The 25848-nt window shown below is 34.9% G+C and carries 43 protein-coding genes; 39 read left to right on the top strand and 4 right to left on the bottom strand.

Annotated elements, in window-relative coordinates:
- The first annotated feature begins 18 nt into the window (after nt 1-18).
- From ACFOUY_RS17035 to ACFOUY_RS17025, 3 genes are read left to right on the top strand one after another with little or no spacing between them, the layout of a single operon-like run.
- Nucleotides 19-1095 carry a sensor histidine kinase gene (locus ACFOUY_RS17035; RefSeq protein ID WP_378962405.1) on the top strand — a complete coding sequence of 359 codons (1077 nt, stop codon included), beginning with the start codon at nt 19-21 and terminating at the stop codon, nt 1093-1095.
- A complete protein-coding gene (locus ACFOUY_RS17030) occupies nt 1092-1778 on the top strand; it encodes a LytR/AlgR family response regulator transcription factor (RefSeq protein ID WP_378962404.1) in 687 nt (228 codons plus the stop codon). Before ACFOUY_RS17035 ends, ACFOUY_RS17030 begins: the two co-directional genes overlap by 4 nt.
- A 40-nt stretch (nt 1779-1818) precedes the next feature.
- The gene (locus ACFOUY_RS17025) at nt 1819-2025 is read left to right on the top strand and encodes a hypothetical protein (protein WP_378962403.1); all 207 of its coding nucleotides are present in this window, start codon (nt 1819-1821) and stop codon (nt 2023-2025) included.
- A 2-nt stretch (nt 2026-2027) separates the two neighbouring features.
- On the opposite strand, the gene ACFOUY_RS17020 is transcribed toward ACFOUY_RS17025, so the two are convergent.
- Entirely contained in the window at nt 2028-2690 is a 663-nt protein-coding gene (locus tag ACFOUY_RS17020; protein WP_378962402.1) for a response regulator, read from the bottom strand.
- 317 nt (nt 2691-3007) lie between these two features.
- Between ACFOUY_RS17020 and ACFOUY_RS17015 the strand changes: the two genes are divergently transcribed.
- Nucleotides 3008-3271 (top strand): hypothetical protein, encoded by a 264-nt coding sequence (locus ACFOUY_RS17015; RefSeq protein WP_378962401.1) that lies wholly within the window; start codon nt 3008-3010, stop codon nt 3269-3271.
- 253 nt (nt 3272-3524) lie between these two features.
- Here ACFOUY_RS17015 and ACFOUY_RS17010 read toward each other — a convergent pair whose 3' ends face one another.
- Together ACFOUY_RS17010 and ACFOUY_RS17005 are read right to left on the bottom strand one after the other, a co-directional pair.
- Entirely contained in the window at nt 3525-3719 is a 195-nt protein-coding gene (locus ACFOUY_RS17010; protein WP_378962400.1) for a YtxH domain-containing protein, read from the bottom strand.
- Nucleotides 3720-3728: 9 nt separating this feature from the next.
- Nucleotides 3729-4109 carry a hypothetical protein gene (locus ACFOUY_RS17005; protein WP_378962399.1) on the bottom strand — a complete coding sequence of 127 codons (381 nt, stop codon included), beginning with the start codon at nt 4107-4109 and terminating at the stop codon, nt 3729-3731.
- Between the two features lie 147 nt (nt 4110-4256).
- On the opposite strand from ACFOUY_RS17005, the gene ACFOUY_RS17000 reads away from it, so the two are divergent.
- Nucleotides 4257-5600: a deoxyguanosinetriphosphate triphosphohydrolase gene (locus ACFOUY_RS17000; RefSeq protein WP_378962398.1), complete on the top strand. Its 1344-nt coding sequence runs from the start codon at nt 4257-4259 to the stop codon at nt 5598-5600.
- A 72-nt stretch (nt 5601-5672) separates the two neighbouring features.
- Here ACFOUY_RS17000 and ACFOUY_RS16995 read toward each other — a convergent pair whose 3' ends face one another.
- Nucleotides 5673-6284 carry a BAR domain-containing protein gene (locus tag ACFOUY_RS16995; RefSeq protein WP_378962397.1) on the bottom strand — a complete coding sequence of 204 codons (612 nt, stop codon included), beginning with the start codon at nt 6282-6284 and terminating at the stop codon, nt 5673-5675.
- Nucleotides 6285-6368: 84 nt separating this feature from the next.
- Between ACFOUY_RS16995 and ACFOUY_RS16990 the strand changes: the two genes are divergently transcribed.
- From ACFOUY_RS16990 to ACFOUY_RS16825, 34 genes are all read left to right on the top strand, one after another.
- Entirely contained in the window at nt 6369-7625 is a 1257-nt protein-coding gene (locus ACFOUY_RS16990) for an NAD(P)-binding domain-containing protein (protein ID WP_378962396.1), read from the top strand.
- 7 nt (nt 7626-7632) lie between these two features.
- A complete protein-coding gene (locus ACFOUY_RS16985; protein ID WP_378962395.1) occupies nt 7633-8220 on the top strand; it encodes a hypothetical protein in 588 nt (195 codons plus the stop codon).
- Nucleotides 8221-8409: 189 nt separating this feature from the next.
- Entirely contained in the window at nt 8410-9243 is an 834-nt protein-coding gene (locus ACFOUY_RS16980; RefSeq protein ID WP_378962394.1) for a sulfite exporter TauE/SafE family protein, read from the top strand.
- Nucleotides 9243-9638 carry a DUF1634 domain-containing protein gene (locus tag ACFOUY_RS16975; RefSeq protein ID WP_378962393.1) on the top strand — a complete coding sequence of 132 codons (396 nt, stop codon included), beginning with the start codon at nt 9243-9245 and terminating at the stop codon, nt 9636-9638. The genes ACFOUY_RS16980 and ACFOUY_RS16975 overlap by 1 nt, the downstream gene beginning before the upstream one ends.
- Nucleotides 9639-9808: 170 nt before the next feature.
- Entirely contained in the window at nt 9809-10426 is a 618-nt protein-coding gene (gene rplC / locus ACFOUY_RS16970; RefSeq protein ID WP_056870236.1) for a 50S ribosomal protein L3, read from the top strand.
- A gap of 4 nt (nt 10427-10430) precedes the next feature.
- A complete protein-coding gene (gene rplD, locus ACFOUY_RS16965) occupies nt 10431-11060 on the top strand; it encodes a 50S ribosomal protein L4 (protein ID WP_378962392.1) in 630 nt (209 codons plus the stop codon).
- Nucleotide 11061: 1 nt separating this feature from the next.
- Complete coding sequence (gene rplW, locus ACFOUY_RS16960; RefSeq protein ID WP_378962391.1) at nt 11062-11352, top strand: 50S ribosomal protein L23; 291 nt, start codon at nt 11062-11064, stop codon at nt 11350-11352.
- Nucleotides 11353-11372: 20 nt separating this feature from the next.
- On the top strand, nt 11373-12197 hold the full coding sequence (gene rplB, locus ACFOUY_RS16955; protein WP_378962389.1) for a 50S ribosomal protein L2: 825 nt from the start codon (nt 11373-11375) through the stop codon (nt 12195-12197).
- Nucleotides 12197-12463: a 30S ribosomal protein S19 gene (gene rpsS / locus ACFOUY_RS16950; RefSeq protein ID WP_010599906.1), complete on the top strand. Its 267-nt coding sequence runs from the start codon at nt 12197-12199 to the stop codon at nt 12461-12463. The genes rplB and rpsS overlap by 1 nt, the downstream gene beginning before the upstream one ends.
- Before the next feature lie 7 nt (nt 12464-12470).
- Nucleotides 12471-12833, top strand: coding sequence for a 50S ribosomal protein L22 (gene rplV / locus ACFOUY_RS16945; RefSeq protein WP_090501102.1), 363 nt, complete (start codon nt 12471-12473; stop codon nt 12831-12833).
- Nucleotides 12834-12840: 7 nt separating this feature from the next.
- Nucleotides 12841-13692, top strand: a complete 852-nt coding sequence (gene rpsC / locus ACFOUY_RS16940) for a 30S ribosomal protein S3 (protein ID WP_378962388.1) — start codon at nt 12841-12843, stop codon at nt 13690-13692.
- 40 nt (nt 13693-13732) lie between these two features.
- Nucleotides 13733-14155: a 50S ribosomal protein L16 gene (gene rplP / locus ACFOUY_RS16935; RefSeq protein WP_010599903.1), complete on the top strand. Its 423-nt coding sequence runs from the start codon at nt 13733-13735 to the stop codon at nt 14153-14155.
- Between the two features lie 74 nt (nt 14156-14229).
- Nucleotides 14230-14442, top strand: a complete 213-nt coding sequence (rpmC, locus tag ACFOUY_RS16930) for a 50S ribosomal protein L29 (protein ID WP_378962387.1) — start codon at nt 14230-14232, stop codon at nt 14440-14442.
- Nucleotides 14443-14455: 13 nt separating this feature from the next.
- Entirely contained in the window at nt 14456-14710 is a 255-nt protein-coding gene (gene rpsQ / locus ACFOUY_RS16925) for a 30S ribosomal protein S17 (RefSeq protein ID WP_010599901.1), read from the top strand.
- A 1-nt stretch (nt 14711) separates the two neighbouring features.
- On the top strand, nt 14712-15080 hold the full coding sequence (rplN, locus tag ACFOUY_RS16920; protein ID WP_010599900.1) for a 50S ribosomal protein L14: 369 nt from the start codon (nt 14712-14714) through the stop codon (nt 15078-15080).
- Between the two features lies 1 nt (nt 15081).
- Nucleotides 15082-15426, top strand: a complete 345-nt coding sequence (gene rplX, locus ACFOUY_RS16915) for a 50S ribosomal protein L24 (protein ID WP_378962386.1) — start codon at nt 15082-15084, stop codon at nt 15424-15426.
- A complete protein-coding gene (rplE, locus tag ACFOUY_RS16910) occupies nt 15426-15992 on the top strand; it encodes a 50S ribosomal protein L5 (RefSeq protein ID WP_316764562.1) in 567 nt (188 codons plus the stop codon). The genes rplX and rplE overlap by 1 nt, the downstream gene beginning before the upstream one ends.
- Nucleotides 15992-16261, top strand: a complete 270-nt coding sequence (gene rpsN, locus ACFOUY_RS16905) for a 30S ribosomal protein S14 (protein WP_025145214.1) — start codon at nt 15992-15994, stop codon at nt 16259-16261. The genes rplE and rpsN overlap by 1 nt, the downstream gene beginning before the upstream one ends.
- Nucleotides 16262-16412: 151 nt before the next feature.
- Nucleotides 16413-16811 (top strand): 30S ribosomal protein S8, encoded by a 399-nt coding sequence (gene rpsH / locus ACFOUY_RS16900; RefSeq protein ID WP_056869756.1) that lies wholly within the window; start codon nt 16413-16415, stop codon nt 16809-16811.
- 19 nt (nt 16812-16830) lie between these two features.
- Nucleotides 16831-17388, top strand: a complete 558-nt coding sequence (gene rplF / locus ACFOUY_RS16895) for a 50S ribosomal protein L6 (protein WP_378962385.1) — start codon at nt 16831-16833, stop codon at nt 17386-17388.
- A 5-nt stretch (nt 17389-17393) separates the two neighbouring features.
- Nucleotides 17394-17747, top strand: a complete 354-nt coding sequence (rplR, locus tag ACFOUY_RS16890; RefSeq protein ID WP_378962384.1) for a 50S ribosomal protein L18 — start codon at nt 17394-17396, stop codon at nt 17745-17747.
- A gap of 18 nt (nt 17748-17765) precedes the next feature.
- Nucleotides 17766-18284, top strand: coding sequence for a 30S ribosomal protein S5 (rpsE, locus tag ACFOUY_RS16885; protein ID WP_010599893.1), 519 nt, complete (start codon nt 17766-17768; stop codon nt 18282-18284).
- A 4-nt stretch (nt 18285-18288) separates the two neighbouring features.
- Complete coding sequence (rpmD, locus tag ACFOUY_RS16880) at nt 18289-18468, top strand: 50S ribosomal protein L30 (RefSeq protein WP_010599892.1); 180 nt, start codon at nt 18289-18291, stop codon at nt 18466-18468.
- A 101-nt stretch (nt 18469-18569) separates the two neighbouring features.
- On the top strand, nt 18570-19016 hold the full coding sequence (rplO, locus tag ACFOUY_RS16875; RefSeq protein ID WP_378962383.1) for a 50S ribosomal protein L15: 447 nt from the start codon (nt 18570-18572) through the stop codon (nt 19014-19016).
- Between the two features lie 7 nt (nt 19017-19023).
- Nucleotides 19024-20364: a preprotein translocase subunit SecY gene (gene secY / locus ACFOUY_RS16870; protein WP_378962382.1), complete on the top strand. Its 1341-nt coding sequence runs from the start codon at nt 19024-19026 to the stop codon at nt 20362-20364.
- Between the two features lie 9 nt (nt 20365-20373).
- Complete coding sequence (gene map / locus ACFOUY_RS16865; protein ID WP_378962381.1) at nt 20374-21159, top strand: type I methionyl aminopeptidase; 786 nt, start codon at nt 20374-20376, stop codon at nt 21157-21159.
- Between the two features lie 71 nt (nt 21160-21230).
- Nucleotides 21231-21449, top strand: a complete 219-nt coding sequence (gene infA / locus ACFOUY_RS16860) for a translation initiation factor IF-1 (RefSeq protein WP_010599888.1) — start codon at nt 21231-21233, stop codon at nt 21447-21449.
- A 1-nt stretch (nt 21450) separates the two neighbouring features.
- Nucleotides 21451-21567, top strand: a complete 117-nt coding sequence (gene rpmJ / locus ACFOUY_RS16855; RefSeq protein ID WP_010599887.1) for a 50S ribosomal protein L36 — start codon at nt 21451-21453, stop codon at nt 21565-21567.
- A 69-nt stretch (nt 21568-21636) separates the two neighbouring features.
- Nucleotides 21637-22014 (top strand): 30S ribosomal protein S13, encoded by a 378-nt coding sequence (gene rpsM, locus ACFOUY_RS16850; RefSeq protein WP_056869760.1) that lies wholly within the window; start codon nt 21637-21639, stop codon nt 22012-22014.
- A gap of 88 nt (nt 22015-22102) precedes the next feature.
- The gene (rpsK, locus tag ACFOUY_RS16845; protein WP_055910073.1) at nt 22103-22492 is read left to right on the top strand and encodes a 30S ribosomal protein S11; all 390 of its coding nucleotides are present in this window, start codon (nt 22103-22105) and stop codon (nt 22490-22492) included.
- A gap of 60 nt (nt 22493-22552) precedes the next feature.
- Nucleotides 22553-23161: a 30S ribosomal protein S4 gene (gene rpsD / locus ACFOUY_RS16840; protein WP_025145206.1), complete on the top strand. Its 609-nt coding sequence runs from the start codon at nt 22553-22555 to the stop codon at nt 23159-23161.
- A gap of 85 nt (nt 23162-23246) precedes the next feature.
- Nucleotides 23247-24239 (top strand): DNA-directed RNA polymerase subunit alpha, encoded by a 993-nt coding sequence (locus tag ACFOUY_RS16835; protein WP_056097531.1) that lies wholly within the window; start codon nt 23247-23249, stop codon nt 24237-24239.
- Between the two features lie 96 nt (nt 24240-24335).
- On the top strand, nt 24336-24866 hold the full coding sequence (rplQ, locus tag ACFOUY_RS16830; RefSeq protein ID WP_378962380.1) for a 50S ribosomal protein L17: 531 nt from the start codon (nt 24336-24338) through the stop codon (nt 24864-24866).
- 99 nt (nt 24867-24965) lie between these two features.
- The gene (locus ACFOUY_RS16825) at nt 24966-25835 is read left to right on the top strand and encodes a glycoside hydrolase domain-containing protein (protein WP_378962378.1); all 870 of its coding nucleotides are present in this window, start codon (nt 24966-24968) and stop codon (nt 25833-25835) included.
- Nucleotides 25836-25848 lie beyond the last annotated feature (13 nt).

Raw genomic sequence — 25848 nt, 5'->3', positions numbered from 1 at the left:
AATTTTTAACTTGCTTATATGTTTAATTTTAAAAATAAAATTGACAGAAAATACTTTGTTATCGAGTTAATTTTCTTTGTTTTTATTTGTTTCATAAGCCCGATTATTAGCGATTTAGAGTTTAGCTATTACGAACAAAACAATGTATTAAGATTTGCAGAATCTGTTGAGGCAAGATTAGTTTGGGGAACTTATTCATTCGCATTTTATACAATTTATTATTGGGTTTTTCTAAAAGGATATGTTTTTAAAAAGCGTATATTTCCAATAATCATCAGCATTTGTTTCTTCATTATCCTGTCTCATTTATACGATAAGTATATTATGAATTATACAATTAGTAAGTTCAGCTTTTTATCTGATGAAATGCAGGCCAGAGCGTTAAAGGATTTTAATAAAACTAAGTTGTATTTCATAATAAGTTATATATTAAACCGTATTCTATTCACCATTGTGGGTTTCGCCTTTTTAATTCGTTCTCTGCAACAAGATGAGCAAATGAGTGTGTTAAATGAGCAAAAGCTTATCTCCGAACTTGCTTATTTGAAAGCTCAATTACAGCCTCATTTCTTTTTTAATACATTAAACAATATTTATGCATTGGCATTAAAAAAATCGGATAATACAGCACCATTGGTTGCAAAACTTTCTGAAATGATGCGTTACATTTTGTATAAATCAGAAAGTAAATTAGTTTTATTGGAAAGTGAAATTAATTTTATTGAGAATTATATTGAAGTAGAGCGAGTTAGGTATCCATGTTTAATAAAAATAGATTTCGAATTTCAAGGTATAGATAGTTATAGCCAAATTGGTCCTTTGCTTTTATTGCCTTTTATAGAAAATGCATTTAAACATGGTGTTCAAGAAGAAACGAAAGAGGGCTTTGTTCATCTACTAATTTGTAAAATGGAGAGTGAGTTAATTATGGAGTTATCTAATAGCATTTCTTCGAAGAAAGCTAACGACTTTGTAGGCATCGGATTAATTAATGTGCGTAAGAGGTTAGATATTCAATATCCTAATCGATATAATTTGGAGCAAATTAATAATGGAAAGGTTTATCAAATGCGTTTAACTTTATTATTGGGATGATAAACTGTTTAATTGTTGATGATGAGCCTTTAGCCATTGAAATTATAGAGGGCTATATAAATCTGACTGATGGTTTGCAGCTCAGCGGTAAATGCAGTAATGCTCAAATGGCTTTCGAGGCATTGCATATAAATACAATAGATTTAATATTGCTGGATATTAAAATGCCCGAAATATCTGGACTGGATTTTATTAAATCACTTAAAAATCCTCCGGCAGTTATATTTACAACAGCATATTCTGAATACGCTGCTGATAGTTATGAGTTGGAGGCAGTAGATTATTTACTAAAGCCAATTACTTACGAACGATTTAGAAAAGCCATTGATAAATGCTTAAAGCTTAAAACTCCTACAGACGCAGAAGAAAAGCATTATACATATTTTAAAGTTTCTGGTGTGTTAATTAAAGTTTTTCATGCTGATATATTGTTTGTTCAATCGATAAAGGATTATTTATTGATACATACGCTAACCGAAAATTTTATTGTTCACATGACTATGAAATACATTTCCGAATTACTTCCTTTTTTGGTTTTTAATAGAGTTCACCGCTCGTATTTGATTAATAACTCGCACATCAGTTCCATATCTAAAGATTACATATTAATTCTGGACAATAGAATTCCGATAGGAGAAAGCTACCGAAAGCCATTAGCTGATTTGAAAAATACATTTAGATAAAAACAAAAGCTTAGCTTTTTAGGTTTAAATAGAAAACACTATGGAAAATCCTAAAAAAGAATCAGACAAAATAATAGAGGGACAAGACTTTGCTAAACCCGATGATGAAAATCAAAAACCATCCTCGCACGGCGAAGTAGCCAATCAAAAAGATGGCGATTTTACCGAGTTAGAAGAAAGTAGAATGGAAAATCCACCAAAACACAGAGATGTTAACGGTTCAGAAAAAAGTTCTTCAAAAAAATAACTTTAATCGATAATTCTATTACGAACAACAAAACTTACTAAGGCAGCCGTATTCTTTGTTCCTGTTTTTTCTAATAAATTTTGTCTGTTTCCTTCTATAGTACGTTTACTAGTAAAAAGCTTATCAGCAATTTCACTGTTTGTATAACCTTGAGCAATTAAGCTAAGTATTTCTATCTCTCTCTTCGAAATTTCAACATCAGATTTGGAATTATTAGAGCCATTGTTAATATCTCTTAAATTTGTTTGAGCTAATAGATTTAGAGAAATACCTGTACAGATGTATTTATAACCTGATGTAATTTGTTTAATAGCAAAAACAATTTCTGCTATATTAACATTCTTTAATAAATAACCATGAGCTCCTGCATCTAAACATAGGGTAACATATTTTTCATGCTCCATCATCGTTAAGATTAAAATTTTAATTTGTGGATAATCCGCCCGCAATTCATTGATAAGCTCTATACCATTCATATCTGGCATATTGATATCGGTAAGAATAACATCTGGCTCTAATCCTGATTTTAGATACGCTATAACCTCTTGTCCATTTTTTGCATCAGCTACAATTTCAATGTCTGTCTCATCATTCAGTAATGAAATGATTCCATTTCTCACAATAGTGTGATCTTCAGCTAGTAATACTTTAATTGTGTTTTTCAATGTATATTTTAATAAAACCTTTTTGGTTAAATTCCAAATATCGAAATATTTTAATGTGTAAACATGAGTGTTTATACCTCAAATAGTGGTATAAATACGCATTCTTTATACTTTAATAGCCGCTTATATTATCTTAAAAAAATGAAATTAACCGCTATAATTAGTGTTAATTAAGCTTTCCAACAAGTTAATCTCTAACAAAATTATAGCAATAGTGTTTTAATTAAATATATGCAGGTTCTATTTTAATGAAATGATATAAACTTTTTTAAATAATTTAATGTTATACCATATATAATATTAAAAACCTATTTATCATGGCGATAGAGAAACCATCAGAACAAGAGAATCTGGAGAGTAAAGGAAAAAAACATATAGAAAACATCTCTGAATGGGATAATGATACTTATGGACACATTAGTTCTTATACAGGTTTTAGACGAAAAGATGAGCCTGCAGATGAGCATCAAGAAAATTCAAATGCATCTACTAAATTAAAAAATATCAACTTAACAAAGGGTGATGATGTTTCACAAAGAAATTCCAAAGAGGAGAAGGGTTTAAAAGGCAAAGCTCTTTAATACACAGAGATTATGGTGAATAATCCCTGTGTATAAAAAATATTTTTCATGGTAAGTGAGTGTTAGTTTAGAATTCAACAACCTTGATTTATTTAAAAAACCATTTTTAATGGCTCTTTAATGTTTAGTTGAGGAATTGTATCCATTGCTGCGAATTCTAATTGCTGCAAAGTTGAACAAACAATTAGAGAGTTCTGTTATAATGCTTCAAGTTTAGCTTGACAATTATCAAAATTTAATTTTCCTAACAGGCTTAATATAAATTACTGGTTTGGCTGATATCTTGCTTAATCTGCTCTCCAAATTTTTTAGCTTTATTTATATATTCAGGTGTTTGTTCTTTTAAATCATCAATCAATGATTTTCCATCTGTATTTCTTTTTTTAGTAGCGTACTTGTAGCCGTATACTGCGGCTGCTCCAAGTATAACATATTTTAGTAAACTCATCTTTTTTGTTTAAATTCCAGTATTTAACGCATCGTCTTCAGTGCGCTGAGCTATTTTGTTTGTTTTAAAATCTTCAGAGGAACTTCCTGTGCCACTTTTCGAACTTGCAAGGGTTGGATTTTTATCTTTGCTATTGTAGCTGTCATCGCTTAAAGAGTCCTTACCTTGTGTTCCCGTATTATCGAAACCATCTCTAATAATAATCTTATCACCAATAGACTGCTTTTCTTTATTTAATTCGGCGATGGGCTGTTTGCCAAAACTGGTTACTTCATTTCCCTCGTTTCCCTTTTCGTACTGTTTTTGTACATCAGATTTTGTGTGCGGTTTTTCACCAGAACCTACATAACCTTCTATATGTTCTTTTTTATTATAGATACTCGTTTTCATAACGTCGATTTATAACAAAACACATTAACACACAGATGGTTTGAATAAATGCGAATTCTAAAAATTATACCGAATGCTTTTTGTGAAAAATTTAGCCAGCATTTTTTGGCTTTTGCTTAACTTGGCGGTCAATTTAAAGGCTATTTAATGGAGTGGAAAAAATTACTTTCGAATAAACGTTTTGGTCAGGAACAGTATGGTGCAAGTTCAGATAGGGCCCGTTCCGATTTTCAACGAGATTACGACAGATTAATTTTTTCATCACCCTTTAGAAGGTTACAAAACAAAACGCAGGTTTTCCCTTTGCCAGGAAGTGTTTTTGTTCATAATAGATTAACGCATAGCTTAGAAGTTGCCAGCGTTGCCCGTTCTATGGCTAACATTTTCTTAAATAAGTTAGAAGATAAAAACCCTCAGTTGATAAAGGATGTTCCTTTAATTAATGAGGTTGGAAACATTGTTGCTGCTGCAGCATTAGCTCACGATTTAGGTAACCCTGCATTCGGCCATTCTGGCGAGGCAGCAATTTCTCGCTATTTTACTGATGGTGATGGCAAGGTTTATCAACAACAAATGAATGATGCCCAATGGCATGATTTGATAAATTTTGAAGGAAACGCAAACGCGATTAGAATTTTAACACATCCTTTAAAAGGAAAAGGAAATGACGCATATGCTTTAACTTATTCAACACTAGCCTCCATTGCAAAATATCCATGTGCTTCAATTGCAGGAAAACAAAAAGGGTTATTGCACCGAAAAAAATATGGTTTCTTTCAATCAGAAGAAGATAGTTTTAAAAGGATAGCTATTGAGTTAGGTCTGGAACAAGAAAGTAACGAATACTTAGTTTACAAACGTCATCCGTTAGTTTATTTGGTTGAGGCTGCTGATGATATTTGTTATAGTATTATTGATTTAGAAGATGCACATCGTTTAAAAATTCTTTCTTATGAGGAAGTAAAAGGATATTTATTGCCTTTTGCTAATTCGAAAACAATTGAAGATAGGTTGCTAAACGATTACGAAGATGACGATGCTAAGATAGGATTGTTGAGGGCAAAGGCAATAAATACCTTAACACAAACTTGTGCCGAAATTTTTTATAGAGAGCAAGATGCTTTATTAAAAGGAAAACTAAATAAAAGTTTAACAGATTTAATTCCCGAACCTTACATCACGGCATGGAAAGCAGTCGAAAAAATTTCTGTAGAAAGAATATATAATTTTTCATCTGTAATTCAAAAAGAGGTTGCCGGTTATAAAATCATGGCCGGTTTACTTGAAGAATTTGTACCTGCATTAATTCACAATAATACCCACTACTACCAAAAGCTTGTTAAATTAATTCCAAAACAATATCATACCGATAAAACAGACATATATTCAAGAACGCAGAGCGTTTTAGATTTTGTTTCTGGTATGACTGATTTATACGCAGTAGATTTGTATAGAAATATCAAAGGGATTTCTTTTCCTTCTGAAACTTAGGTTGAGAATTTGAGGTTGAGACTAAAACAGGGCTTTCTAACCTTAGTTTTAACCTCAACCTCAGTCTAATTACTACCGTCTACCAGCGTCATCCCATTTGTTTCTCTCATCCTGCAATTCTCTTGCAAGTCGCATTTCTTTATCTTTTGCTTTTACTTTGTGCGCCTGAAACTCATCAGCCACTTCCTGATAGAGTTGTGTACGATAGGTAGCTTCTTTTCTAAATTTACCTGTTTGTAAAATCACAATAGCTAAGGCTGCTGCCAGAATAATAATAATGGCCCAAACTATGGTGTTATAGGTCCCTTTATTAAAAGGTATTCCAAGGAAACTTATTTCGTTAACCGAAGCTGTTGCGCTTGCTAATGAAGTTTCTTTACCTGTTACCTCGCCCTTTAAACTGGCAATGTTATCTGCTTGTGTTTTAATTTGTTGTCTGGCATCAGCTAGTTGTTTGCGCTCTTTTCTCAAAGTATCATTAACACTTTTCCATACGCCCGATAATCTTGCCGGATTAATTAATCGTGCGCCATACAAGCTTTTAGATTTCTTTAACATGAACTGATACTGACCATTTAACGAAGGGTCGGTGTTTTTTGAAGTGTCTTGCTGTGCATGAGCAAATGCGACGTTTAAAAATAGTAACGCCCCTAAACAATAGATAATGTGTTTAAATTTCTGCATAGTTTAAATGTAAATGTTAAAATGTAAAACTACATTTTTATACAATTTATTATAAATTAATTTCGGATAGATTACATTTGTTTCATGCAAATAGGAATTATTGGTTTGGGCGATATGGGTAAATTGTATGCCCTGTCGTTTGTAAAGGCAGGTTATAAGGTTTGTGGGGCAGATATGCCTTTGCGTTTTGATGATTTAAAAAAAGAACTTGAATCAAAAGGAATAGAAGTACTTAATGATGGACATGAGGTATCGAGAAAGTCTGATTTTATTATCTATTGTGTTGAGGCAGAAAAGATTGATGAAGTGGTTTCTACTTTTGCAGTATCTACCAAGTATGGCGCCATTGTTGCCGGACAAACCTCTGTAAAGCATCCCGAAATTGCAGCTTTTGAAAAATATCTACCAAAAGAAACCCAAATTGTTACCTGTCACTCTTTACACGGACCGGCTTTTAGTCCAGAGGGGCAAACTTTGGTTGTGGTTAGACACCGTGCAAGCGATGAAGTTTATAAGCAAGCTTTAGAAATATATAAATCGCTTAAATCAAATATTATCGAGTTAGATGATTATAAGGAACACGATAGAATTGTAGCCGATACACAAGCGGTTACCCATATGGGTTTCGAAAGTATGGGCTCGGCATGGAAAAATGCAGGTTTTTTTCCATGGGATAATCCGGCTTATGCAGGTGGAATTGATAATGTTAAAATTTTAACCACATTGCGTATTTTTAGTTATAAATCACATATATACGCAGGTTTGGCGATATTAAATCCTTATGCTCAAAAGCAGGTTAAATATTACGCACAAGCAGAATCAGAACTTTTTAAGTTGATGATATGTGAGAATGAAGCAGAATTCAGAGCAAAAATTTATGCAGCAAGAGATTTTGTTTTTCACGAGAGTCGCAAACTTTTGTTGTTAGATGATAACATTATGAAAGAATTTAGTCTTTCTGATTCAGAACACAAACAGAAACCAAATTCGCACCTAAGTTTATTGAGCATGGTTTATGCCTGGTACAAAATGGGTGTAAATCCTTACGATAATTTAATTTGCCAAACGCCACCATTCAAATTACGTTTAGGCATTGCAGAATATCTTTTTAAAAACGAAGAAATGCTCGAAGAATCTATTCATACAGCTTTGTACGATAAATCCATACGAGGAGACGATTTGGAATTTCATACAGCGGTGCATGAGTGGGCGTCGATTATCGGCTATGGCGATTTAAATGGTTATAAAGAACATTTCGAAGCTGCCAAATCGTTTTTCGCTAACCGATTAAATGATGGCAGAGATTTGAGTGCGGAGATGATTAGAAGGTTAGGTAAGTAGGATGAAGGTGAAGCTGCAGAAACCAGAGTTAATCATTTCGCTAAAAAATGAATTATTAAAATTGGATAATCTTTGTACTTTGTTCGATTCTGGCAATGAGGATGTAGTAATTGATATCGCTAAAACCATTAATCATATATTTCAAAATACAGAAACTTCTAAATCCTTAGTAAGTCAGCTTAAGTTAACTCATTTGCCAGTCTATTGTAGTGCTGAATTTTATAACCCAAAAAGCTTAGTCAATTATTTAGGTTTGTTAAAATTAGAGCGTAACGCATCCCTTGGGTGGAATTATTACCCAAAGTTAAATCGAGAAGAGTTAAAGTCTGTTTCTCAGGAAAACTGGTGGCAAAACAAAAAGGTGATTGTCGATTCTCTTGAGAATTCTTATACAAGAGCTAAAATAATAAAATCAGTCGCTAATGATGATAGAGAATTAGACAAGATGGATACATCTGGCTGGAAAATTAATGGAAAGCCACAAATTAAAATAAACCCAATTACAAATACTGTTAGGCAAATCGCTTTTGAACTGATTGAAAGCTTCCGAAATATCGATTTAAATAAGGAAAGCAAGCTTTACTATAAAATGTAGAATGACTGAATTTTGAATGAGAGAAGGAGTTGATGCAGACTTGTTATATTATTCATCTAATCATTCACAGCCTAATACTCAAAACTTCCATTCTCCATCGCACATCTTACATCATCCATATAACATATAGACTTTATTTTATTCATAAATCTTTCGTTTAGGCAAAGCAAGTCCTTTATATTTGCCTGCATGTCGGTATTGTTATTTACCATAATCGTTTTATTAGGTGCTTTTTTGGCTGGCTTATTAGGCTCGTTAACAGGCTTAGGTGGTGGTGTAATTATTATTCCATTATTAACGCTGGCTTTAGGTGTCGATATTCATTATGCAATTGGAGCATCAATTGTATCCGTAATCGCTACCTCATCAGGTTCGGCAGCGGCTTATGTAAAAGAGGGCATTACCAATATTCGAATTGGAATGTTTCTTGAAATTGCAACCACTGTTGGTGCCGTTTGTGGAGCAATTGTAGCCGTTTATCTTAATGCAAATTATATTGCCATTATTTTCGGTTGCATACTTATTTTCTCAGCCATAATGACTTTAAAGAAAAAAGTGGACCATTCTACTTTGGATGATTCTGATAAGTGGGCAAAGTTTTTCAAACTAAATGGTTCTTACCCTGATAAGGGGGTAGAGCATAAATATGCAGTAAAACATGTTCCTGGTGGTTTCTTAATGATGCTTTTTGCCGGCACTCTTTCAGGATTATTGGGCATTGGCAGTGGCGCATTAAAAGTAATTGCCATGGATAACATCATGCGTTTACCTTTTAAAGTTTCTACAACAACCAGCAATTTTATGATGGGCGTTACTGCAGCTGCAAGTGCAGTAGTTTATCTGCATCGTGGCCAAATTGACCCAGGAATTGCCATGCCTGTGTGTATTGGCGTTTTAACTGGTGCAAGTATTGGTTCTAAAGTATTGTTAAAAACGAATACTGATAAGCTAAAAATTGTATTTGCAGTGGTTGTTACCTTTTTGGCATTGCAGATGATTTACAAAGGAATAAGCGGATTGTAATGAGCACAGCAAGAAAGGAAAATTTAAATGATAAAGATATCCAGCTAATTCTGGGTACACTCTTACGTGCCGGTGTAATTATATCAATGAGCATTGTGCTAGTTGGAGGCGTAATATTTCTAATTCACAATAAAGGCGTAATAACCGATTATAGAGTTTTCAAGCCAGAACTATCAAAATTCTCTTCCATAGCTTCTATATTTAAAGGTGTTTTAACTTTTCATGGCGATGCAATTGTACAATTTGGCGTACTAATGCTCATCTTTACGCCAATAGCACGTATAGTTTTCGCTATATTTAGCTTTTTAATCGAAAAAGATTACCTATATGTATTAATTGGACTAATCATATTGTCTATCATAACCCTTAGTTTAAATGGCGGTTTAGCACATTAACATATCTTTTTAGGTAAATCCCATCATATCAGCAATTTATTTGAAAAAATATTTCGCTAACTATTTGAAAATTAATAATTCTTGCCTATCTTTGCCCTCCCTTTCGGGGGATGTACAACCACCTTGAACGAAGCCCTACTGCTTCGATGGGTGTTAAAAAGAAAGATAAAATGTCAGGAATTATTGGAAAAAAAGTAGGAATGACCAGTATCTTCGATGCAGATGGAAAAAACATTCCATGTACTGTAATTGAGGCTGGGCCTTGTGTAGTTACACAAGTGAAGACCGAAGAAAAAGACGGGTATTCATCTATTCAGTTAGGATATGATGAGAAAAAAGAGAAAAACACAACTCAACCGTTAAAAGGCCATTTCGCGAAAGCAAACACAACTCCAAAACGCAAGCTGGTAGAATTCGATTCGTTTACAACTGCACTTAATTTAGGTGATGTAGTAACTGTTGATTCTTTCGCAGAAGGCGATTTTGTTGATGTTGTAGGTACCTCAAAAGGTAAAGGTTTTCAAGGTGTTGTAAAACGCCACGGATTTGCCGGTGTTGGTATGCAGACTCACGGTCAGCATAACCGTTTACGTGCCCCAGGTTCATTGGGAGCATCATCATTCCCTTCACGTGTATTCAAAGGAATGCGCATGGCTGGAAGAACAGGTGGAGACAGGGTGAAAGTTCAAAACTTACAAGTTTTGAAAGTTTATGCTGAGCAAAACTTATTAGTAGTTAGTGGTTCCATTCCAGGAGCTAAAGGTTCTTACGTAATCTTAGATAAGTAATCAGATGGAAGTTAAAGTATTAAACATTTCAGGTAAAGAAACAGGTGCCAAGGTGCAACTTCCTGAATCGGTATTCGGTATCGAGCCTAACGACCACGCGATTTATTTAGATGTTAAACAGTATTTGGCTAACCAACGTCAAGGTACTCACAAATCTAAACAACGTAATGAGATTGCTGGTTCTACTCGCAAACTATACAAACAAAAAGGTACAGGTGGTGCCCGTGCTGGTAGCATTAAATCTCCGTTATTTAACGGTGGTGGTCGTGTTTTCGGTCCTCAACCACGTGATTACAGTTTTAAATTGAACAAGAAATTAAAATCATTAGCACGTAAATCTGCTTTAGCTTATAAAGCAAAAGATAACAACGTGGTAGTTTTAGAAGATTTTAGCTTCGATACTATTAAAACTAAAAACTATACAAGTTTATTAGCTGCGCTAAACGTAGGTACTCAAAAAACTTTGTTGGTTTTACCTTCACAAAATAATAATATCTATTTATCAAGCAGAAACGTAGAGAAAACTAAAGTTATTACAGCAGCAGATTTAAATACTTATGATGTATTAAACGCTGGAGTACTTGTTTTAACTGCAGATTCTGTTAAATCTTTGGAGGAGGCATTTGCCAAATAATATGGAAATTTTAAAAAAACCAATATTAACCGAAAAAGCTTCAGCTTTAACTGAAAAATTAAACGTTTTCACATTTAGTGTTAACCACAAAGCAAATAAAATACAGATTAAATCTGCAATTGAAAAGCTTTATGGCGTTACAATCACTTCAATCAACACTATGGTTGTAGATGGTAAAGCTAAATCTCGTTACACAAAAGCGGGTTTTGTTTCTGGCCGTAGCCCGAAATACAAAAAAGCTATCGTAACGTTAAAAGACGGTGAAACAATAGATTATTACGCAAATCTTTAATTTAATTATTAATTATAACTATGGGCTTAAGAAAATTTAAACCAGTTACTCCGGGAACCCGCTTTAGAGTAGGTGCCAGTTTTACGGAGATTACAGCAACCAAGCCCGAAAAATCATTGGTTGTATCATCAAAAAAGTCTGGTGGACGTAACAACACAGGTAAAATGACTATGCGCTACATGGGTGGTGGTCATAAAAAATCATATCGTTTAATCGACTTCAAACGCGATAAATTTGATATTCCTGCTACAGTAGCTACTGTAGAATACGATCCAAACCGTACTGCCCGCATTGCATTATTAAACTATGCAGATGGCGAGAAGCGTTATATTATTGCTCCTGAAGGATTGCAAGTTGGTTCGGTATTATTATCGGGCGATACTGCTACTCCAGAAGTAGGTAATGCTTTAAAATTATCGAACATTCCATTAGGTTCTATCGTTCACAACGTAGAAATCCATCCTGGAAAAGGAGCACAATTAGCTCGTAGTGCAGGTGCTTACGCACAATTAGCTGCCCGCGATGGTAAATATGCTACTTTAAAAATGCCTTCAGGCGAAACCCGTTTAATCTTGACTACTTGTCTTGCTACTATCGGTGCTGTATCTAACTCAGATCACGCCAACGAAGTATTAGGTAAAGCAGGTCGTAAACGTTGGTTGGGCCGTCGTCCGAGAACTAGACCGGTAGCGATGAACCCTGTCGATCACCCAATGGGTGGTGGTGAAGGTAGATCATCAGGTGGTCACCCACGTTCAAGAAATGGTGTTTTAGCTAAAGGCTTCAAAACCAGAGAACTTAAAAAATATTCTAATCGTTACATCATAGAGAGAAGGAAGAAATAATGGCTCGTTCGATAAAAAAAGGACCTTATATTGACCATAACGTAGAGAAAAAAGTAAACTCTATGAATGATTCAGGCAAAAAGTCTGTAATCAAAACTTGGTCACGTAGATCAATGATTTCACCAGATTTCGTTAATCATACATTTGCAGTACACAACGGTAATAAATTTATTCCTGTGTACGTAACAGAAAACATGGTTGGTCACAAGTTGGGAGAATTTGCTCCAACCAGAACATTCAGAGGACACGCTGAAAAGAAAAAATAATTAGACAATGGAAGCAATAGCAAAATTAAACAATTGTCCAACCTCACCGCGTAAGATGCGTTTGGTTGTAGATCTTATCAGAGGTGAACGTGTAGAGAAAGCATTAAGCATTTTAAAGTTTACCAATAAAGAAGCAGCAATAAGAGTTGAGAAATTATTATTATCTGCAATTAAAAACTGGGAATCTAAAAATGAAGGTGCTCGCCCTGAAGAAAACCAACTTTTTGTAAAAACAGTTATGGTTGATGGTGGTCGTCAGTTAAAACGCTTACGTCCAGCTCCTCAAGGCCGTGGATATAGAATTCGTAAACGTTCTAACCACGTAACGCTGATTGTAGATAGTAAAAACACAGAAACAACTCAAAACTAATTAGGAAATGGGACAAAAAGCAAATCCAATAGGTGCCAGGTTAGGAATTATCAAAGGATGGGATTCTAACTGGTTCGGTGGCAACAACTACTCCGATAAATTAGTTGAAGATGAGAAAATAAGAAAATACCTTTCTGCTCGTATTGCTAAAGGTGGTGTTGCAAAAGTAGTTATAGAACGTACGTTAAAACGTATCACTGTAACTATTCACACAGCTCGCCCAGGTATCGTAATCGGTAAAGCAGGTGCTGAGGTTGATAAAATCAAAGAAGAGTTAAAGAAATTGACTAAAAAGGAAATTCAAATTAACATTTTCGAGATCAAACGCCCAGAGCTTGATGCACAATTAGTTGCAGAAGGTGTTGCAAAACAATTAGAAGCAAGGATCTCATTCCGTAGAGCAATGAAATCTTCTATCGCATCAACAATGCGTATGGGTGCTGAAGGTATTAAAATCATGACTTCTGGTCGTTTAGGTGGTGCTGAAATGGCACGTTCTGAGCAGTACAAAGAAGGAAGAGTGCCTTTGCATACATTCCGTGCTGATATTGATTACGCTTTAGCTGAAGCTTTAACTACATATGGTAAAATAGGTGTTAAAGTTTGGATCTGTAAAGGTGAAGTTTATGGAAAACGTGATTTGTCTCCAAACATTGGTGCAACAAACAACGGTCCTAAAGGCCAATCAGATAAACCAGCTTTTGGTGGAAGAGATAACAGAGGCGGCGGAAGAGATAGCCGTGGCGGTGGTAACGACAGACGTGGTGGAAACCAAGGTGGTGGTCGTGGCCCAGGTCAAGGTGGTCCCGGAGCAAATAGAGGTGGTGGCGCAGGCGCTAACAGAGGTCCTCGTAAATAATTGATTTATTAACATCGTTTAACGATTAGAACAAAATAAAATGTTACAGCCAAAAAGAACGAAGTTCAGGAAGATGCAAAAAGGCAGAATGAAAGGTTTAGCTTCACGTGGAGCTGAATTAGCATTCGGTTCTTTCGGTATCAAGTCTTTAGAAGCAACTTGGATTACAAGTCGCCAGATAGAGGCTGCCCGTATTGCCGTAACTCGTTTCATGAAACGTGAAGGCCAAGTATGGATCAGGATTTTCCCGGACAAACCGGTAACTAAAAAACCTGCTGAAGTACGTATGGGTAAAGGTAAGGGTGCTCCTGAATACTGGGTTGCAGTAGTAAGACCAGGACGCGTAATTTTCGAAGCTGAAGGTGTGCCTTTAGAAGTTGCTAAAGAAGCGTTACGCTTAGCTGCTCAGAAATTACCAATCCAAACAAAATTTGTAGTACGTAGAGATTACGTAGAAGCATAGTAAAGTTGTTGAGATGAATGTTGTAAATACTTGTTTATTATAACCGCTACACTCAACCGTAAAGAAAAATAAAAATGAAAAATTCAGAAATCACAGGGCTTTCAAAAGAAGAATTAGTAGCTAAGATTGCGGAAGAAAAAGAGAACTTATCAAAATTAAAGTTCGCTCATACTATTTCAGCTATCGAAAATCCTTCACGCATTGCAAAAGTAAGGAAAGACATAGCCCGTTTAAACACTGAGTTGACGAAAGTAAAATCAGCTGAGTCAGCTACTGAAACTAATTAATTCGAAAGTCAACATGGAAAGACAATTAAGAAAAACAAGAACCGGGTTGGTGGTAAGCAACAAGATGGATAAATCTGTTGTAGTGAGCGTTGAGCGTAAAGTAAAACACCCGATTTACGGTAAGTTCGTAAAGAAAACTACCAAATTTATGGCTCACGACGAGAAAAACGAATGTGGTATCGGTGATACTGTATTAATTATGGAAACTCGTCCTTTGAGTAAGAACAAGAACTGGAGATTGGTACAAATTTTAGAAAGAGCTAAATAAGATGGTACAACAGGAATCGAGATTAAACGTTGCTGATAACAGTGGCGCTAAAGAAGTATTAGTAATTCGTGTGCTAGGTGGAACCGGCAAACGTTATGCTTCAATTGGTGATAAAGTGGTTGTTACTGTAAAAAGCGCTTTACCGTCAGGTAACATTAAAAAAGGTACAGTTTCTAAAGCAGTTGTTGTAAGAACTAAAAAAGAAATCCGTCGTAAAGATGGTTCTTATATTCGTTTTGACGATAATGCTGCTGTATTATTGAACGCACAGGATGAGCCAAGAGGTACACGTATCTTTGGCCCGGTTGCGAGAGAACTACGTGAAAAACAATTCATGAAAATTGTATCATTAGCACCGGAGGTATTGTAAAATGGGAAAGAAATTAATTATAGCACCATCAAAACTTAAAATCCGCACAGGAGATTTAGTTAAAATCATTGCTGGCGATTCAAAAGGTCAACAAGGAAAAGTACTTTCAGTACAAATAGATAAAAACAGAGCCATTGTAGAAGGCGTTAACTTAGTATCTAAACATACTAAACCAAATGCTGCAAACCCTAACGGTGGTATTATTAAAAAAGAAGCTGCTCTTCACATTTCTAACTTGATGTTGGTTGATCCAAAATCTGGTAAAGCTACCCGCGTTGGTCGTAAACTTAACGCAGATGGTAAATTGGTTAGAGTTGCTAAAATATCAGGAGAGGAGATTAAATAATGGCTACTACACCAAGATTAAAAAGCAAATACAAAGAAGAAGTTGTAAGTGCATTAAAAGAGAAATTTCAGTACAAAACTGTAATGCAGGTTCCTAAATTGGAAAAAATCTGTATCAATCAGGGTGTTGGTCGTTTTTCTGTAACAGATAAAAAGATTATGGATACCACAATCGTTGAATTGACTACTATTACTGGTCAACAAGCGGTTCCGGCTAACTCTAAGAAAGATATCTCAAACTTTAAATTACGTAAAGGTATGCCGGTAGGTGTACGTGTTACTTTACGTGATAACAATATGTATGAGTTCTTAGATCGTTTAATTTCTGTTGCTTTACCACGTATTCGTGATTTTAAAGGTATTAATGATAAAGGTTTTGATGGTAAAGGAAATTACACTTTAGGTGTAACTGAGCAAATCATCTTTCCAGAGATTAATATAGATAAAATCAATAAAATTTTAGGTATGGATATAACTTTCGTAACTTCGGCAAAATCTGACGTTGAAGCTTTAGAGTTATTGAAGCAATTCGGATTACCATTTAAAAATCAAAAAACAGCAGAATAATGGCAAAAGAAGGTGTAAAAGCACGCGAAGTTAAGCGCCAAAAATTGGTAGCTAGATACGCTGAAAAACGTGCAGTTTTAAAAGCTGCGGGAGATTTCGAGGGTTTAGATAAATTACCTAAAAACTCATCTCCAGTACGTTTACACAACCGTTGTAAATTAACTGGTCGTCCACGTGGTTACATGCGTACCTTTGGTATTTCAAGGGTAACGTTCCGCCAAATGGCACTAGACGGTAAAATACCGGGTGTTAAAAAAGCATCTTGGTAATATAGCTTAAAGCTGAAAGTTCAAAGTCTGAAGCGATGTAATGTTGCTTTAGTCTTTGTGCTTTAGTTTTTTTGCTTTAAAAAGAATTTTAACCGATAGCAGGTCCCACAGCTGGGTAGCAGAAGGAAACCACTATCAAAAACAATAACAAATGAATACAGATCCAATAGCAGATTATTTAACAAGAGTAAGGAATGCCATTAAGGCCAACCACCGTGTTGTAGAAATTCCTGCATCAAACCTTAAAAAAGAAATTACAAAAGTTCTTTTTGACAAAGGTTACATCGCGAACTATAAGTTTGAAGATACTACAGTTCAAGGCACAATCAAAATCGCTTTGAAATACAATCCAATTACTAAAGTTCCTGCTATTCGTACTTTGATGCGAATTAGTAAACCAGGTTTGAGAAACTATGCTGGTGTTGAAAATATGCCAAGAGTATTAAACGGTTTAGGTATCGCAATCTTATCTACTTCTAAAGGTGTAATGACTGATAAAGAAGCAGCCAAATTAAACATTGGTGGTGAGGTATTGTGTCACGTTTATTAATTATTAGGAGAACAGCACAATGTCAAGAATAGGAAAAGCCCCAATTACAATCCCTGCAGGTGTTACAATTACTGTATCGAAAGATAATGTAGTAAGTGTAAAAGGTCCTAAAGGTGAATTAACACAAGCAGTAGATACAGATATCACTGTTAGCCAAGAAGACGGAATTTTATCAGTAAATCGTCCTTCAGAGCAAAAGAAACACAAAGCACTACATGGTTTATACCGTTCATTGCTTAACAATATGGTTATTGGTGTTACAGATGGTTACAAATTAACTCAAGAATTAGTAGGTGTTGGTTACCGTGCTACAAACACAGGTAATACACTAGATCTAGTTTTAGGTTATTCTCACCATTATGTATTTCAATTACCAGAAGAGATTAAAGTAACCACTACATCAGAAAAAGGTCAAACTCCTAAAATCATTTTAGAAAGTATTGATAAACAACTTATCGGTCAGGTAGCTGCGAAAATTCGTTCGTTACGTGCTCCAGAGCCTTATAAAGGTAAAGGTATTAAGTTTGTAGGTGAAGTGTTAAGAAGAAAAGCAGGTAAATCAGCATCTAAAAAATAGTAATCATGGCAGGTAAAAAATTATCAAGAAGAGATCGTATTAAAAAAGGGATCAGAAAGAGACTTACTGGTTCTGACGAACGTCCAAGGTTATCTGTATTTAGAAGCAATAAAGGGATTTATGCTCAGGTAATTAACGACATCACAGGTACAACAATAGCTTCAGCATCATCTTTATCAAAAGATTTTTCTGGAACAGGAAACAAAAGCGACCAATCTGTAGCTGTAGGTAAATTAGTAGCAGAAAAAGCAATTGCTGCTGGTGTTAAAGAAGTTGTTTTCGATAGAAATGGCTATTTATACCACGGTCGTATTAAATCGTTGGCAGAGGGTGCCCGCGAAGCTGGTCTAGTATTTTAATCTGAAAAGAAAAGTAAGATGTCAACTATTAATATAAAAAGAGTAAAAACCACCGATATCGAATTAAAGGATCGTTTGGTTAGTATACAACGTGTTGCCAAAGTAACTAAAGGCGGTCGTACTTTCAGCTTCTCAGCAATTGTTGTTGTTGGAGATGAAAACGGTGTTGTTGGTTTCGGTTTAGGTAAAGCGAAAGAAGTAACTGAAGCAATTGCAAAAGGTGTGGATGATGCTAAAAAGAACTTAGTTAAAGTTCCAATTTTAAACGGTACTGTTCCTCACGAGCAAATCGGTAAATTCTCAGGTGGTTTTGTATTAATCAAACCAGCTGCAGTAGGTACAGGTGTAATTGCTGGTGGTGCAATGCGTGCTGTATTAGAAAGTGCTGGCGTTCATAACGTATTAGCAAAATCTAAAGGTTCATCAAATCCTCACAACGTGGTAAAAGCAACTGTTGATGCGTTAACAAAAATGCGTGATGCTTATACAGTAGCTCAAACTCGTGGTATCGATTTAAACAAAGTTTTTAACGGATAATATCATGGCTAAGATCAAAATAACACAAGTAAAAAGCGTTATCGACAGAAGCGAGCGCCAAAAAAGAACCGTTCAGGCTTTAGGTTTATCTAAAATGAACCAAAGTGTTGAAGTAGAGGCTACACCACAAATTATCGGTATGGTTCGCAAAGTGAATCACTTAGTAGCTATCGAAGCAATTTAATAAAGTTTAGAGCTAGTATGGGTATAACCTGTACTAGCTTTATATATGTTTAATCGTTGTACCTGTTTAGTGAAAGCGAAGGGCAACACAAATTCAAAAAAATGAATTTAAATACTTTAAAACCTGCAAAAGGTTCTACAAAAAACAGTAAAAGAATTGGTCGTGGTACAGGTTCAGGCCGTGGTGGTACTTCAACTCGTGGTCACAAAGGTGCAGGTTCTCGTTCTGGTCACAAAACGAAAATCGGTTTCGAAGGTGGTCAAATGCCTTTACAACGTCGTGTGCCTAAGGTTGGTTTCAAACCAATTAACCGTACAGAATATGTTGGTGTAAACTTGGATGTAATACAGGCGTTAGCTGAAAAATTCAGCTTAACAACTATCGATTTCGCTTCTTTACAAGAGCACGGTTTAGCTTCAAAAAATGACTTAGTTAAAATTTTAGGTCGTGGTGAGGTAAAAGCAAAATTAGAGATTACAGCACATGCGTTTTCTGCAACCGCACAAAAAGCTATCGAAGCAGCAGGTGGTTCAATTGTAAAATTGTAATTATTAAATGAAGAAGCTATTTACTACTTTAAGTAATATCTGGAAAATTCAAGAATTAAAAGAGCGTATATTATTTACGGTCATGATTCTTTTGGTATACCGTTTTGTGTCTCACGTGGTTTTACCAGGTGTAGATCCTAATGTTTTAGGCGAAAACGAGAAATCAGGTATCTTAGGCTTACTGGATATGTTTGCCGGAGGTTCTTTCTCTCGTGTTTCTATTTTAGCTTTAGGGGTAATGCCTTATATCTCTGCATCAATTGTGGTGCAACTATTAGGTATTGCTGTTCCTTCTTTCCAAAAAATGCAGAAAGAAGGTGAAAGTGGTAGAAAAAAAATGAACCAGATTACCCGCTACCTAACGGTGGCAATTACAATTGTTCAATCAGTTGGTTATGTTAAAACACAGGTTCCTGCTGAAGCTATTTTATTACCAAACACATTATTTTTAGTTCTTTCTACCTTTGTATTAACTGCGGGTACATTATTTGTAATGTGGTTAGGTGAAAAAATTACAGATAAAGGTATTGGAAATGGTACATCATTAATTATTATGGTGGGTATCATTGCTCGTTTACCTCAGGCTATTAGCCAGGAGTTTTCGGATAAAGTAGGAGCGGCAAGTACTGGCGGTGGTCCGGTTGCTTTAGTATTAGAGGTTGTTGCCTTATTTGCGATTGTAATGTTTACTATCTTAATTGTACAAGGTGTTCGTAAGGTGCCGGTACAATATGCTAAAAAGATAGTTGGCAATCGTCAATTTGGTGGTGTACGTCAATATATTCCTTTAAAGGTTAATGCAGCAGGTGTAATGCCAATCATTTTTGCGCAAGCATTAATGTTTATTCCAGGTGCTTTAATTCAATTTGTTCCTTCTCTGCAGGGTTCTTGGTTAATCCAATTTAGCAATACAACATCGTTAGCATATAGCTTAACTTTCGCTTTTTTAATTATTGCATTTACTTTCTTCTATACAGCTATAACAGTTAATCCAACTCAAATGAGTGATGATATGAAGAAAAATGGTGGTTTTATTCCAGGGGTTAAACCTGGTTTTGCAACATCAACTTTTATTGATGATGTAATTTCTAAAATCACTTTTCCAGGTGCAGTATTTTTAGCGATTATTGCTATTTTACCTTCTGTTGCTGTAAAGTTTGGTATTAAACAAGAATTTGCTCACTTCTTTGGTGGTACTTCACTACTTATTTTGGTGGGTGTTGTTTTAGATACATTGCAACAAATTGAAAGTTATCTTTTAATGCGTCATTATGACGGTTTAATGAAAACGGGACGTGTTACAGGCAGAACAGGTGTTCCTGCTGCTAGTAGCAACGCTGCGTTGTAGTTATAAATAATGTCTAAAATTTATTACAAATCTCTTGAAGAGATAGAGTTAATAAGAGAGAGTTCTTTACTTGTTTCGAAAACCTTAGCTGAAGTAGCTAAAATTATCGGACCAGGAGTAACAACAAATCAGTTAGATAAACTGGCTTACGAGTTTATGAATGATAACGGAGCAATTCCTGCATTCTTAAATTATAACGGTTTCCCTAATTCTTTATGCATTTCGCCTAATGAACAAGTTGTTCATGGTTTTCCAAGCGATTATGTAATTAAAGAAGGTGATTTAATCTCGGTTGACTGTGGTGTAATTAAAAATAATTATTTCGGCGATTCAGCATACACTTTTTCGATAGGAGAGGTGGATGCTGAAAAGCAGAAGTTAGTTGAAGTTACAAAACGTTGCCTTGAACTTGGATTAGAGAAAGCAGTAGTCGGAATGCGTATAGGTGATATTGGTTTTGCCATACAACAATATGCAGAGGCTAATGGATTTGGCGTAGTAAGAGAACTCGTAGGACATGGTGTAGGCGTAAAACTTCATGAGAAACCAGAAGTTCCTAATTATGGAAAACGAGGTAGTGGTCCAAAACTTGAAGAAGGAATGGTAATCGCTATAGAACCGATGATTAACGCAGGCGCAGCAGGTATTAAATTTCATAAAGATGGATGGACAGTAACAAGTAAGGATAACAAACCCTCAGCTCATTTTGAACATACAGTTGCAATAAAAAAGGGTCAGGCAGATGTTTTATCAACCTTTTCTTTAATAGAAGAAGTTTTACAACAAAAAAAGTAAATAATTAAAATTTTTTATTTAATTTTGCAACCCTGTTTAGAAGCAGCTAATTAAGTAACAATCAACAAAATATGGCTAAACAAGCCTCAATTGAACAAGACGGAGTAATAAGAGAAGCATTATCCAATGCGATGTTTAGAGTAGAACTCGAAAACGGGCATGAAATTATTGCGCACATTTCAGGAAAGATGAGGATGCATTATATCAAGATTCTGCCTGGTGATAAAGTTAAATTGGAAATGTCGCCTTATGATTTAACAAAAGGTCGCATAACTTATAGATACAAATAAAATGAAAGTTAGATCATCAATTAAAAAACGTAGCGCTGATTGCAAGATTATTCGCCGTAAAGGTAAACTTTACGTTATCAACAAGAAAAATCCAAAATACAAGCAACGTCAGGGGTAATTTAAAATATTGTAATGTGCTGCACAACGGTGGCCCGCCGTTCAGACTTACTAAAAAACATAAACAAATATGGCAAGGATTTCAGGTATTGATTTACCAAGAAACAAAAGAGGAGAGATTGGTTTAACTTATATCTATGGTATTGGTAAAACAACTGCACAACGTATTTTAACTACTGCAGGTATCGATCTTAACAAGAAAGTACAAGACTGGTCTGATGATGAGTTATCAGCAATTCGTACAATGATTAACGATGAGATTAAAGTAGAAGGTGCTTTACGCTCAGAGGTTCAGTTAAACATCAAACGTTTAATGGATATTGGTTGTTATCGCGGTTTACGTCACAGAAAAGGTTTACCTTCTCGTGGTCAGCGTACTAAGAATAACTCACGTACTCGTAAGGGTAAGAGAAAAACAGTTGCTAACAAGAAAAAAGCTACTAAATAGAAAGTAGATTTGAGATGTTAGATTTACGAATTACGGTTGTTAGTTCTTCAAATCTAAAATCGTAAGTCAAAAATCGTTAAATAAGAAAATGGCTAAGAGTAAAAAAGTAACCAAAAAACGTATCGTTGTAATTGAGTCTGTTGGTCAGGCTCATATCAATGCTACTTTCAACAACATCATCGTTACCTTAACAAATAACAACGGACAGACTATTTCATGGTCTTCTGCTGGTAAAATGGGCTTTAAAGGTTCTAAAAAGAATACTCCGTATGCAGCTGGTCAAGCAGCTTCAGATTGCGGTAAAGTTGCATTTGATTTAGGTTTACGTAAAGTTGAAGTGTTTGTAAAAGGTCCAGGTTCAGGTCGTGAATCAGCAATCAGAACTTTGCAAGTAGCAGGTATTGAGGTAATGTCTATTAAAGATATTACTCCACTTCCACACAACGGATGTCGTCCTCCTAAAAAGAGAAGAGTTTAATTAATTTTAAAGCTAAGAATCTTCGGTTACAGGCCGAATGATACTTTAAAACAGAAAAAAATGGCAAGATATACAGGCCCAAAATCAAAAATCGCCCGTAAATTCAGAGAACCAATTTTCGGTCCTGATAAGGTGTTAGACAGAAAAAATTATCCTCCTGGGCAACATGGCTCATCAAAAAGAAGAGGAAAACAATCTGAATATGCTATCCAGTTAATGGAGAAACAAAAAGTAAAATATACTTATGGTGTATTAGAAAAACAGTTCAGTAACTTGTTTAAAAAAGCATCTTCTCGTGCAGGTATCACAGGTGATAACTTACTTCAATTATTGGAGGCACGTTTAGATAATACAGTTTACCGTTTAGGTATTGCAACAACCCGTTCTGGTGCACGCCAGTTAGTTAGCCATAAACACGTAACTGTGAATGGTGAAGTTGTAAATATCCCTTCATATCAGTTAAAAGCTGGTGATGTTGTTGCGGTTCGTGAGAAATCTAAATCATTAGAATCAATTAGTAACTCAGTTGCAGGCAGAACAATTAACAAATTTGCCTGGTTAGAGTGGAATGCTGGTGAGTTAACAGGTAAGTTCTTAACTTACCCTCAACGCGACGAGATTCCAGAAAACATTAAGGAAAACTTAATCATCGAGTTATACTCAAAGTAATAAGTGATATAGTTAATTACCTCAAAAGGGTAATTAACTATTTTGATGTTACTATATATTCAATAACGAATTTAAAAAAATATAAATGGCAATTTTAGCATTTCAGAAACCAGACAAAGTGATCATGCAGAAATCAACTGATTTCGATGGCATATTTGAATTTCGTCCTTTAGAGCCCGGTTTCGGTGTAACAATTGGTAATGCCTTAAGAAGAATTTTACTTTCTTCGTTAGAAGGTTATGCTATTACTACTATTCGTTTTTCAGGCGTTTCGCATGAGTTTTCTACCATGAAAGGTGTTGTAGAAGATTTAACTGATATCATCTTAAACTTAAAACAAGTTCGTTTTAAGAAAACAGGTGATTCTGGTGATGCTGAAAAAGTTTTCATCATTGTTAACGGTCAAGATCAATTCAAAGCTGGTGATATCACTAAATTCTCTAACAACTTTACAGTTTTAAATCCTGAGCATGTAATTTGCAATATGGATAAATCTGTTACTTTAGAAGTAGAATTAACCATCAATAAAGGACGTGGTTATGTACCTGCTGAAGAAAATAAAGTTGCTGATGCTGTTGTAGGTGTTATCGCTATTGATTCGATCTACACTCCAATGAAAAACGTAAAATACACAATTGAAAACTTCCGTGTTGAACAAAAAACGGATTATGAGAAATTGGTATTAGATATTTCTACTGATGGTTCAATTCATCCAGAAGAAGCATTAAAAGAGGCGGCCAAGATTCTTATCCAACACTTTATGTTATTCTCTGATGAGAACTTAGTATTAGAGTCTCAAGCAAAAGAAGAAACTAAAGAAGTTGATGAGGAAATTTTACACATGCGTAAAATCCTTAAAACTGAATTAGTAGATATGGACTTATCGGTTAGAGCATTAAACTGCTTAAAAGCTGCTGATATCCGTACTTTAGCTGATTTAGTTTCTTACGATGTTGCTGATATGTTAAAATTCAGAAACTTCGGTAAAAAATCTTTAACAGAGATTCAAGAACTTGTAAAATCAAAAGGTTTATCATTTGGTATGAACCTGTCTAAATTTAAATTAGACGAAGAATAACACCTAAATTCCTTAAATGGAAATTTAGAAATTAATTAATTTTTCATAGTGTATAATTCCCTCGATAAGAGACGGTATACACTTAATTAAAAAACAATGAGACACGGTAAAAAAGTAAACCATTTAGGTAGAACCGCAAGCCACAGAAAGGCGATGTTAGCTAATATGGCTTCATCACTTATTTTGCACAAAAGAATTACAACAACTTTAGCTAAAGCAAAAGCTTTGCGTATGTATGTTGAGCCAATCATCACTAAATCTAAAAGTGATACAACTCACTCTCGTCGTACAGTATTTGCTTACTTACAAGATAAAGAAGTTGTAACTATTCTATTCCGCGAAATTGCTGAGAAAGTTGCAAATCGTCCAGGTGGTTACACTCGTATCATTAAATTAAATAACCGTTTAGGTGATAACGCTGAAATGGCTTTAATTGAACTGGTAGATTACAATACAGTTTACGGTAAAGACGTAGAAGCTGCAGAAGAGAAGAAAACAACTCGTCGTGGTAGAAGTAAAAGTGCTGCTCCTAAAGCTAAAGAAGCGAAAGCTGAAACTACTGAAGAGGTTGCACCAGAAGCTACTACTGAAGAAGCTCCTGCACCTGCAGAACCAAAAGGAGAATAATAATTTTATTCACTTAAGAAAAGAGTCCTGTTCGAAAGAGCAGGACTCTTTTGTTTATATTGAACCATCATTCTAACCATTGTATTATCCATCATCGAAATGATTAAACTAATTTCAACCACGCTAGTTTGCATAATAAGTCTAAGCGTTTTTGCACAGAAATCACGAGAAAAAAAGCCAATTAAATCTTTAAATATTATTGATCATACGATTTCTATTGATGGAAGAAAATTTGAAATAAATAATGATGGCTTCCCTAAACAAATTGAATCTTTTTTTTCTGATAATGTTGAAAGCTTTACTGATAAACCTACCCGTTTGTTATATGAGCCAATTCATTTTCATTTCTTTAATTCGGCTAAATTTCAGGAGAAAATGAGTGTAGATAAATTCGATTTGATTTCAAAGACTATAGATTCGATAGTATGGATGGCTAACAGTTTTTCTCCAAATATAAAAATGGATGTTAGGGGCAAAATGCAATCAAATGGCTTTGTAAGTTACCAGGTAAATTTACGAGCATTAAATGATGTTGAGTTTACTAATATTAATTTTCATATCCCGTTTGATAAAGGTGAAGCAAAATATTTGGCTGGTTTAGGACAAAAGAATTATTTACGTCCTGATACGGTTAAATGGAGTTGGAAAGATGGTAAGAATATTAAGCCTGCAGTTTGGATTGGTACTGATAGCACTGGACTTTACCTTAGTATTAATGATAAAAAGGATGCGATAAATTTTATAAATGGATGGAATAATCAAAATAAGGGGGACATTAAAATAAATATAAAAGGTAGTTCTATGCTTACGGATGTTTCTACTGGGAGCTTAGTGATGCATAAGGACGATGAACTGAGCTTCGATTTTAATTTGATTTTAACGCCTTTGGCTGAAAAGGGTGGCCGAGAGGGAATTGCTAAACGATTTAATGTTTATCGTAAGATCGACTTGAAAGAATCGAATAAGTAGAAAATAAAAAGCG

Origin of the sequence: Pedobacter jamesrossensis (assembly GCF_042650905.1) — a bacterium.
GTDB classification, from domain to species: Bacteria; Bacteroidota; Bacteroidia; order Sphingobacteriales; family Sphingobacteriaceae; genus Pedobacter; species Pedobacter jamesrossensis.
The sequence above is the reverse complement of the archived record's forward strand: the minus strand, read 5'-3'. Positions and strand labels throughout refer to the sequence as shown.